Source organism: Micromonospora sp. NPDC047812, from assembly GCF_040704175.1.
Lineage (GTDB): Bacteria > Actinomycetota > Actinomycetes > Mycobacteriales > Micromonosporaceae > Micromonospora.
In genome coordinates this window covers 26,208-35,299 of the sequence record NZ_JBEYRY010000021.1, presented here as the reverse complement: position 1 = coordinate 35,299, position 9,092 = coordinate 26,208, and the positions used below count along the sequence as shown (strand labels likewise).

Genomic DNA, 9,092 nt, shown 5'->3' with positions numbered 1-9,092 from the left:
CAGGAGGTGGGGGTGCATGGTGGGGGTTATTGGGTTGGCAGTGCGGAGTTGCTGGTCAGGCATTGTCGGGTGGTGGTGGGGCATGAGACCGTCACCCGGGTCGGGTGAACGGCGCACGGCCTGACGGGGAATGGTGCCGGTGAGCTGCCGAAGGTTGCTCCCACGGCCGGTGGGGAGCAATTCCCCCGGCCCGCTCCGCCGGCCGCCGCACCGCACCTGACCCCTGTCGCGCAAGGCTTCCCTGGTCGCGGCCCCGGCCTGGAGGCCGCGCTAGCGGCGCCTGGACGGCCCGCTAGGGTATTGACAAAAGTCACCGGGCCTGCCAGGCGTGACGGGTATGAGCGATTCACGAATGCGCTGTGATGAACCTTCGCGCAGACGATGAACGCAGACCTTGTTGAAACACGTACCCGTCCAGCAGGTTTAGGTGGCGTTCCGCACCACCGGGCCAAGCTGTGCGAGAGGGGACTCCCATGTCTGTCAATGCGACCGAGATTCTCAATGCCTTCTTCTTCGACGGCGCCGACGCCCCGGCGGAGAGCGACGTCCGGATCGACGTCGTGGACAGCTGGACCACCAGCGACCTGGCGGCGGTCCGGCCCACCACCATCAGCTGGAGCGAGGCCCGGGCCGACGCGGGCCGCTGACGGAACCCGGGCGACCGCCACCGGCAGCCACCATCCGATTCGCGGGGGAACGAGATGACGGACACCGACCTGTGGGTGCGACGGTTCCACCCGGCGGACGACGCGGCGACCAGGCTGCTGTGCCTGCCGCACGCCGGCGGCTCGGCGAGCTACTTCGCCCGGGTGGCCAGGACGCTCGCACCCGAGATCGACGTGCTCGCCGTCCAGTACCCCGGTCGGCAGGACCGGTTGCGGGAGCCCGGCCTCACCTCGGCCCACGAGATCGCGGACCGGCTGGTGGCGGCGCTGCTGCCGCTGGTCGACCGGCCGGTCACCGTCTTCGGCCACAGCCTCGGCGCGACCATCGGCTTCGAGGTCGCGCTGAGGCTGCGGCGGGCGGGCGTCGGCCCGACGGCGCTGTTCGTCTCCGGCAGGCGGGCGCCGCACCTCCGCAGGGAGGAGCGGACCCACCTGCGGGACGACGCCGGCCTGATCGCCGAGGTGCGCGCCCTGGCGGGCACCGACAGCGCGCTGCTGGATGACGAGGACGTGCTGCAGATGGTCCTGCCGGCCATCCGCTCCGACTACACCGCTGCCGAGACCTACGAGTACCGGCCCGGGCCGCGCCTGGACTGCCCGATCATCGCGCACATCGGCGACAGCGACCCGCGGGTGACGGTCGACGAGGCGAAGGCGTGGCGGGAACACACCGACGCGGGGTTCGAGTGCGTCGTCCACCCCGGCGGTCACTTCTATCTCAACGACAACATGTCCGCGGTGCTGCGCAGCATCAGGGCGCACACCCGGTCGCTCAGCTCGGCCTCGCGCGGCGCCGCCACGGTCGCCAACGCCGAACAACCGGGGTGAGTCGCCGGTCGACCCGAGCCTCAGGAGTGTCCGGAGGTGACCCACATGGCACTGATCGAGAGAGAACACCTGCTGTCCGACCTCGCCGAGGCGTACGCGACGGCTGCCGCGGGACAGGGCCGGGTCGCGCTGGTCGACGGCGGCGTCGCCAGCGGGAAGACCCGGCTGGTGAACGCCGTGACCGAGGTGGCCGTCGGCGAGGGCGCGCTGGTGCTGACCGCCGCCTGTTCGGTCGCGGAGAGCATGATCCCCCTGGGGGTGGTGGGACAGCTGTTCCACAGCCTCCGGGCCCAGACCACCTCGACCGACCACCTGCCGCTGCTGCGGCGCGACACCGGGCCGGCGGGGGATCCGGACGCCCCCACCCTGCGGCACGGTGACGCGCAACTGCTGGAGGACGTCTGCCAGGTCCTCCTCGACGTCGCCGCCGACCGGCCCCTGGTGGTGGTCGTCGACGACGTCCAGTTCGCGGACTCCCTGTCGTTGCAGGCGCTGCTGTACCTGCAACGGCGCATCCGCTTCGCGCGGGTGCTGCTCGTGCTGAGCGGCTGCGTGGGCGCGCGGCCCGAGGCGGCGGCGTTCCGCGCGGAACTCACGCGCCAGCCGCACTGCCGTCACCTGCGGCTGCTCCCGCTGTCGCCCGACGGCGTCGGGCGGCTGCTCGCCGAGCGGATCCGGCCGGAGGCCGCCCGGCGGCTCGCCGCGTCGGCGCACGCCGTCAGCGGCGGCAACCCGATGCTCGTACACGCGCTGCTCGACGACGCCCTCACCGGCGCCGACGGGGAGGTCGCGCCGACGGTGGGTGCGTCGTTCGTCCAGGCCGCGCTCGCCTGCCTGCACCGCAGCGACCCCCGGCTGCTCGACGTCGCCCGCGCGCTCGCGGTCGTCGGCCCGGCCGCGTCGGCCGGGCTCGTCACCGGGCTGGTGGGCCTCTGCGCGGCGACCACCCGGCAGGTGCTCGGCGCGCTCGCCGAGGCGGGCCTCACCGAGGGGCACTCCTACCACCATCCGGCGGTACGTGCGGCGGTGCTCGACGACTGCCCGCCGCAGACGCAGTCGGCACTGCGGTCGCGGGCGGCGCGCCTGCTCCACGAGGACGGCGCGTCCGCCGCCGAGGTGGCCGCGCACCTGGTGGGCGTCGGTGAGCCGGCCGGGTCCTGGGCCGCGCCGGTGCTGGTCGCGGCGGCCGGGGAGGCCGTCGCCGGGGGCGCCGCACGGCACGCCGTTGACTGCCTCGAACTGGCGCTGAGATCCACGGAGGACGCCCGCGAGCGGGCCGCCGTGGAGGCGGCCCTCGTCCGGGTGCACTGGCGCAGCGATCCCGAGGCGGTTCCGCGGCACCTGTCGTCGCTGGCGGCGGCGGGGCGCGCCGGCCACCTCGACGAGGCCGACACGCTGCTGCTCGCCCGGTCGCTCGCCTGGCAGGGCAGGCACGACGAGGCGATGGAGGCGCTGGGCGCGGTGGGTGACCTCACCACGCACCCGGATCCGGACCTGGGCGCCGACCACCTCGCCACCCGCGAGTGGCTGCGGCACTGCCGTCCGCACGGCGGCGACGATCCGGGCGACCCCGGGCCGGGCGCGGCGGTCGACCGCGCCGAGGAGGTGCTGCAACGCGCCCGCCCCGGTGACTCCCTCCTGGTGTCGGTGTGGCACGCGCTGCGGGTGCTCATCGGCGCCGACCAGCTCGACCGCGCCGCCGACTGGTGCGAGAAGCTGGCCGAGGAGGCCGAGTCGCACGGGATCACGAGCTGGCGGGCCGTCCTGACCGACGTACGGGCCGCCGTCGCCCTGTGCCGCGGCGACCTCGCCGCCGCCGAGCGGCACGCGCGCGACGCGCTGGCCACGATGCCGCCCGCCGCCTGGGGCGTCGCCGTCGGCTCGCCGCTCGCTCACCTGGTGCTGGCCTGCACGATGACCGGACAGCTCGCCCGGGCCGAGGCCGCCCTGCGGGAGCCGACGCCGGCCGCGATGCGCCAGAGCCTGTTCTGGCCGCAGTACCTGCGGGCCCGGGGCGTCTACTACGACGCCGTGGACCGGCGGCACGCCGCGCTCGCCGACTTCCAGACCACCGGCCAGCTCGCCGTGACCTGGGGCGCCGATGATCCGTCCGCGCTGCCGTGGCGGGTCGACCTCGCCCGGCTGTACGTGCGGATGGGCCGGCCCGACCAGGCCCGGAAGCTGGTCACCGAACACCTGGCGCTGCCGGGTGGCGACGCCCCGCGCGCCAAGGGCATGGGGCTGCGGGCGCTGGCGGCGGCGTACGCGCCGAAGCAACGTCAGGTGATGCTGCGCGAGGCGATGGACCTGCTGCACGCCAGCGGGGACCGGCACGAGCTGGCGCACGTCTTCGCGGACCTGAGCCAGACCGGGCACGCGCTCGGCGAGTTCGGGCGCGCCAAGATGATGGGCGCGCACGCCCTCCAGCTCGCCGAGGGCTGCCACGCCGAGCTGCTGCGACGCAAGCTCAAGCCGTCCGACGACACCCTCGACCCCGCTGTGGCCGGCGCGAAGGACGGGCTCGCCACGCTGACCGACGCCGAGCGTCGCGTCGTGAACCTGGCCGCCCGCGGGCACACCAACCGGGAGATCGGCGACAGGCTGTTCATCACCGTCAGCACCGTCGAGCAGCACCTGACGCGGGCCTACCGGAAATTGAAGATCAGCACCCGTACGGAGCTGGTGCACATCGACCCGCCGAAGGGCGCGCGAGGCGCGCGGCGCCGGCGCGTCGCCCCGGTCGGTCCGCCCTCCGGCGGCGACAAGGAAACCACGATGCGATCGGACACGACATGACCGTCGCCGAGGACTAACAGGTCGGCAGCCGGGAGCGCACGCTCGCCCGGCAGATACTCGAACTGGTCTTCCGCTTCCGCCGTCTCGAACACGCCGACGACCCGTGCGCAGCGCAGCCGTGCGACGACTGCTTCGCGACCCACGAGGAACGGGTGGGCCGGTACGTGCGCAGCGGCGAACCGCTGCACTTCGTGCTGCCGGCGTTCCCCGCGAAGTCCCGCAACCCGGAGAAGGTGGTCGGTTCGCTGCCCGACCTCGGCATCCGCCGGGTCGAGTTCCTGCCCGTGATGCTGGCCATCTACGCGATCCCGTCGCTGCTGTCGGTCGACGACCTGAGCACCCTGGCCTCCGTCCACTTCGCACTGGCGATCGTGATGGCGCTGTCCATCATGCACTTCATCGACATGACCAACGCGTACGCCGACCGCGACGTCGACGCCGTGTACAAGACGTGGCTGTCCCAGGCGGTGTACGGGCTGGGGCTGCGCAACGTGCGGTGGCAGATCGCCGCCACGGGCGCGGGTGTGCTGGCCCTCGCGCCCTACTTCACCTTCCGCACCGGGCACTGGGACATCCTGCCCCTGGTCGCGTTCACCCTCTGGATCGGCGCCCAGTACTCCATCCCGCCGTGGTGCCGCCTCCAGGTCGCCGAACTCATCACGCTGGGCGACGATCCGACGCGGTGGCCCACGGCCGACGAGTGCCTCCTGCCCGGCGGAGCGTTGACGGCCACCGGCTGAACGGCGTACGGCGGACCGTGCCCACCGGCGGGGTGGGCGCGGTCCACCGTCATGCCGCGGTGGTGCTGTCGCGCCCGCCGTCCCGGACGCTGGCCTCCACGGTGAACGTGCCGTCCTCCCGCCACGTGCGTAGGGTGCCGCCCGCGTCCCGCAGCCGCTCGGCCAGCCCCGGCAGCCCGCTGCCGTCGAGGTCCGGAGCACCGTCGCCGGCCCCGTCGTTGACCACCGTCAGCCGCGCTCCGGACCCCTCGCGGGCGATCTCGATCGTGCACCACCGCGCCTCGCCGTGGCGCAGCACGTGGGCGCCCGCCTCCCGCAGCACGGACACCAGCGGCCCGGTGAGCGCGGGCGGCAGGTCGCGCTCCGGCTGCGTCACGGAGCACCGCACGCCGGCGTTGCGCAGCACCCGGGCCACCGTCTGCGTCTGCTCGCGCAGGCCGACGCTGCGGTAGCCGTGCACGGCCTCGCGCATCCGGGCCGACGCGGCTGCCGCGAGCGCCCGCATCTCGGCGGTCTCCTTCCTGGTCCGCTCCCCGTCGACCAACGCCAGCCGCGACGCCAGCTCCGCCTTGAGGACGAGCGCCGACAGCTCGTTCGCGAGCAGGGCGTAGACGTCCCGGGCGCACCGCAGCCGCTCCTCGGCCGCCGCCAGGTGGGCCAGGGCGTCGCGCCCCTCCCGGGCCTGCGCCCGGAACGTCCAGAACCACAGGTGCAGGACGTTCCACGTCGCCACCGTCAGCCCGAGCACCACCGTGACGGTCACCGCGTCCCGCACGGGACCGCCGAGCCACCAGGCCGTCGCCGCGGCCACCAGCACCGTCCCGGCCATCAGGGTCACCGCATACCGGACCGGCAGCAGCAGTGGCGCGGCCCCCACGAGCGCGGCCCCCACGAACGCCCAGGCCCGGCCCGGGGTGCCGCCGACCGGCCCGACGAGCGGCACGGACAGCACGGCGGCCGTGGCGCAGCCGGCGATCAGCCACCGGCCGGTCGTCGTTGGCCACGGCACGACCGACCGGTACAGCGCCCCGGCCAGCGCCACGACCATGAGCAGCGCCCCCGCCGCGCCGAGCACGATCCCGCGCGGGTCGGGCTCGCGACGCAGCTCCAGGGCGGCGAGCAGCACGCACGCCGCCACCCCGCTCGCGGCGCCCGCCAGGATGCACAGCCTCGCCCGCCGCATGCCCGGGGTCGACAGGGCTTCAGACGGCCCGGCGGGCCGGGTCCCGGTGACCATCAACGCCACGGCTCCCTGCGGACGTGGCGCGTGCCAGGCGGCGCCGGCACGCCAGGATGAGCCGACCCGGGCGCTGGCACACCAGGATGAGTCGACCCGGGCGCCGGCACACCTGGGCGCGCCGACCCGGGCGGCGACGCGCCCGGTATTGTCGCCTGCCGGATCCCGATCGCCACGGAATGCATGGTATCGGTCACGGTCGGTTCGTGCCGACGTGGACCCGTCCCCGCCGTCGCGTCCCGGGGCCGCCACCCGTCGGGCTCGCCCGTGGGGTGGGTGGTCTCGAGGAGCTGCGCTGTCATCGGAGGGCCTCCGTCCGGTCCTGGTCGCGTGGGCGCCGGCGGGCGCCGGTCCGCCCCGCGGGTCGCCGGCCGTGCCGCGGGCCGTCGCCACGCGGTCGGTCGTGCCGTCAGCATGGCGGCGACGACGCGTCGGATCCCATCCCCGGGTGTCACGTCCGTTCCGGGAGAACTGCACGGGTGAACCGTGCGTCGGTGGGTGGACGGCGGGTTCCCGGGCGGCCCGGAAATTGCGTGTTCCATCGCCTCGAAATTGTTCCGCCATCGCCCGGTAATTTGCGCCGCGGGCTGTGTCGACAGGTGGCGCACGTGATTGCGGTCGATGGTTCCACTCGGCTAATTTGCAGACACGAAATGCCTCTCCTCTCTGGAGGCTGCTGTGTCCTCATCCGTCGGAATTCTGGGCACCGGATCCTGGGTGCCCGCGCGAGCATTGCCGAACGAGGAAATCGTGCGTCGCGTGCCGGGCGCCAGCCCGGAATGGATCGTACGCAAGACCGCCATTCGTTCGCGCCGTTTCGCGGCGGCGGAGGAGGCCACGTCGGACCTCGCCGCGCGGGCCGCGGCCCGCGCGCTGCGGGACGCGGGCCTCGGCGTGGACCGCGTCGACTACCTCATCGTGTCGACGTCGACCCCGGACCACCCGCAGCCGCCGACGGCCTGCCTGGTGCAGGACCGACTCGGCGCGTACGGGGCGGCGTGCTTCGACATCAACGCGGTGTGCGCGGGATTCGTGCACGCCCTGGTGCTGGCGCAGTCGCTGGTGGCGGACCGGCCGGGCACCCACGCGCTCGTGGTCGGCGCCGACGTGTACTCGCGCATCCTGGACTTCGACGACAGGCGTACCGCCGTGCTGTTCGGCGACGGCGCCGGCGCGGCCGTCGTGGGGACGACGCCACCGGGGCGCGGTGTCGTCGAGTACGAGCTGGCCAGCCGGGGCGACGCCAGCGACCTGATCGGGGTGGCGGCGGGCGGCAGCAGGCTGCCGGCGTCCGAGACGACGGTGGCGGACGGCGGCCACTTCTTCCGCATGCACGGCCGCGACGTCACCGGGCTCGTCCTCCAGGAGGTCCCGCCGTTCGTGGACAAGCTGCTGGCCAGGGCGGGCGTCGGCGCGGCGGACGTCGCGCACGTGGTGCCGCACCAGCCCAACGGCCTGCTCCTCGACGAGCTGGTACGCGCGTGCGGGCTGACCGCCGCGCACACGCACCGCACCGTGGAGGAGTACGCGAACGTCGGCAGCGCCTCGGTGCCGCTCACCCTCGACCACGCCAACCGGGCCGGGCTGCTCCACGACGGCGACCTCGTCCTCCTGCTGGGGTTCGGCGGGGGGATGTCGTTCGGGGCGTGCCTGCTGCGGTGGGGCCGGGCGCCCGGCCCGGACCCCGGTGGTGACCGGTGAGCCCGCCGGCCGGCCACCGGACCCCGCAAACCCTGCCCGCTTCCACGCCAACCCTGTCGAAACAGGACGGTTATTCATGAAGACCTTGACGAAACTCGGCGCGTTCGCGCTCGCCCTGGTGCTGGTGCTCGGGAGCGCCTACACCGTCGGCCGCGTGGTCGGGCCCCCGCCGACCGCCGCACCCGCGCCCGCACCCGCCGCCAAGCCGGCCGCCGTGGCCGAGGAGTCCTCGTACGGGCTGACCCTCAACCACGAGAGCATGAACCTGAAGGTGATCACGGACAACGTCCGGGCGGGCACGAAGCAGACCTTCGCCTTCCAGATCCTGCAGCACGACGGCACGCCGCTGGTCAAGTACAAGCCGCAGCACGAGAAGCTGATGCACCTGATCGTGGCGCGGCGCGACCTCACGAACTTCCAGCACGTCCACCCGAACCTCGGCGCGGACGGCGTGTGGCGGGTGCCGCTGACCTTCGCGGCGGCGGGCGAGTACCGGGTCTTCGCCGACTACATGCCGCTGTGGGGCATCCACGGCGAGACGCTCGGGGCGGACGTGTCGGTCTCGGGCGACTACCGGCCGGAGGCGCTGCCGGCGCCGTCGGCCACCTCGACGGTCGACGGGTACACGGTGACCCTCGGCGGTGAGCTCAAGCCCGGCAAGAGCGGCAAGCTGACGCTCAGCGTCGCGAAGGACGGCAAGCCGGTCACCGACCTGGAGCCGTACCTCGGCGCGTTCGGGCACCTGGTCGCGCTCCGCGACGGCGACATGGCGTACCTGCACGTCCACCCCGACGGCACGCCGGGCGACGGGAAGACCGCTCCCGGTCCGGACATCCTGTTCCACGCCACCGCGCCCAGCTTCGGCGACTACCGGTTGTTCCTGGACTTCCAGCACCAGGGCGTCGTGCGTACGGCGTCGTTCACCCTGCGCGTGAACGGCCCCAACCCGCCGCCGCACGGCCTGACCGAGGAGGCCTTCGCGGCGGCCAAGGCCCGCAACGAGGAGGCCGTACGCAACGGCGGAGCCGCTGTCCCCGCCGACACGACCGGCGGCGGCACGGAGGGGGGCACCGAGCATGGCCACGGCTGAGAACCACCTGGAGCTGCTGATCGGCGGCATGACGT

Annotated in this window: 7 protein-coding genes; 6 read left to right on the top strand and 1 reads right to left on the bottom strand. The window is 73.9% G+C overall.

The window, feature by feature from the left end; genetic code table 11:
• Nucleotides 1-473: 473 nt before the first annotated feature.
• The 4 genes from AB0883_RS30440 to AB0883_RS30425 all read left to right on the top strand — a co-directional run bounded on the left by AB0883_RS30440 (nt 474) and on the right by AB0883_RS30425 (nt 5,029).
• Nucleotides 474-647 (top strand): hypothetical protein, encoded by a 174-nt coding sequence (locus AB0883_RS30440; RefSeq protein WP_158618968.1) that lies wholly within the window; start codon nt 474-476, stop codon nt 645-647.
• Between the two features lie 54 nt (nt 648-701).
• Nucleotides 702-1,493 (top strand): alpha/beta fold hydrolase, encoded by a 792-nt coding sequence (locus AB0883_RS30435; RefSeq protein WP_366644715.1) that lies wholly within the window; start codon nt 702-704, stop codon nt 1,491-1,493.
• A 45-nt stretch (nt 1,494-1,538) separates the two neighbouring features.
• Nucleotides 1,539-4,289, top strand: coding sequence for an AAA family ATPase (locus AB0883_RS30430; RefSeq protein WP_366644714.1), 2,751 nt, complete (start codon nt 1,539-1,541; stop codon nt 4,287-4,289).
• Between the two features lie 152 nt (nt 4,290-4,441).
• On the top strand, nt 4,442-5,029 hold the full coding sequence (locus AB0883_RS30425; protein WP_366644713.1) for an L-tyrosine/L-tryptophan isonitrile synthase family protein: 588 nt from the start codon (nt 4,442-4,444) through the stop codon (nt 5,027-5,029).
• A gap of 49 nt (nt 5,030-5,078) precedes the next feature.
• Here the strand turns inward: AB0883_RS30425 and AB0883_RS30420 are convergent, their stop codons facing one another.
• Nucleotides 5,079-6,266: a histidine kinase gene (locus AB0883_RS30420; RefSeq protein ID WP_366644712.1), complete on the bottom strand. Its 1,188-nt coding sequence runs from the start codon at nt 6,264-6,266 to the stop codon at nt 5,079-5,081.
• Nucleotides 6,267-6,944: 678 nt separating this feature from the next.
• Between AB0883_RS30420 and AB0883_RS30415 the strand changes: the two genes are divergently transcribed.
• Entirely contained in the window at nt 6,945-7,967 is a 1,023-nt protein-coding gene (locus tag AB0883_RS30415) for a ketoacyl-ACP synthase III (RefSeq protein WP_366644711.1), read from the top strand.
• Nucleotides 7,968-8,043: 76 nt separating this feature from the next.
• The gene (locus AB0883_RS30410) at nt 8,044-9,057 is read left to right on the top strand and encodes a hypothetical protein (RefSeq protein ID WP_366644710.1); all 1,014 of its coding nucleotides are present in this window, start codon (nt 8,044-8,046) and stop codon (nt 9,055-9,057) included.
• Nucleotides 9,058-9,092 lie beyond the last annotated feature (35 nt).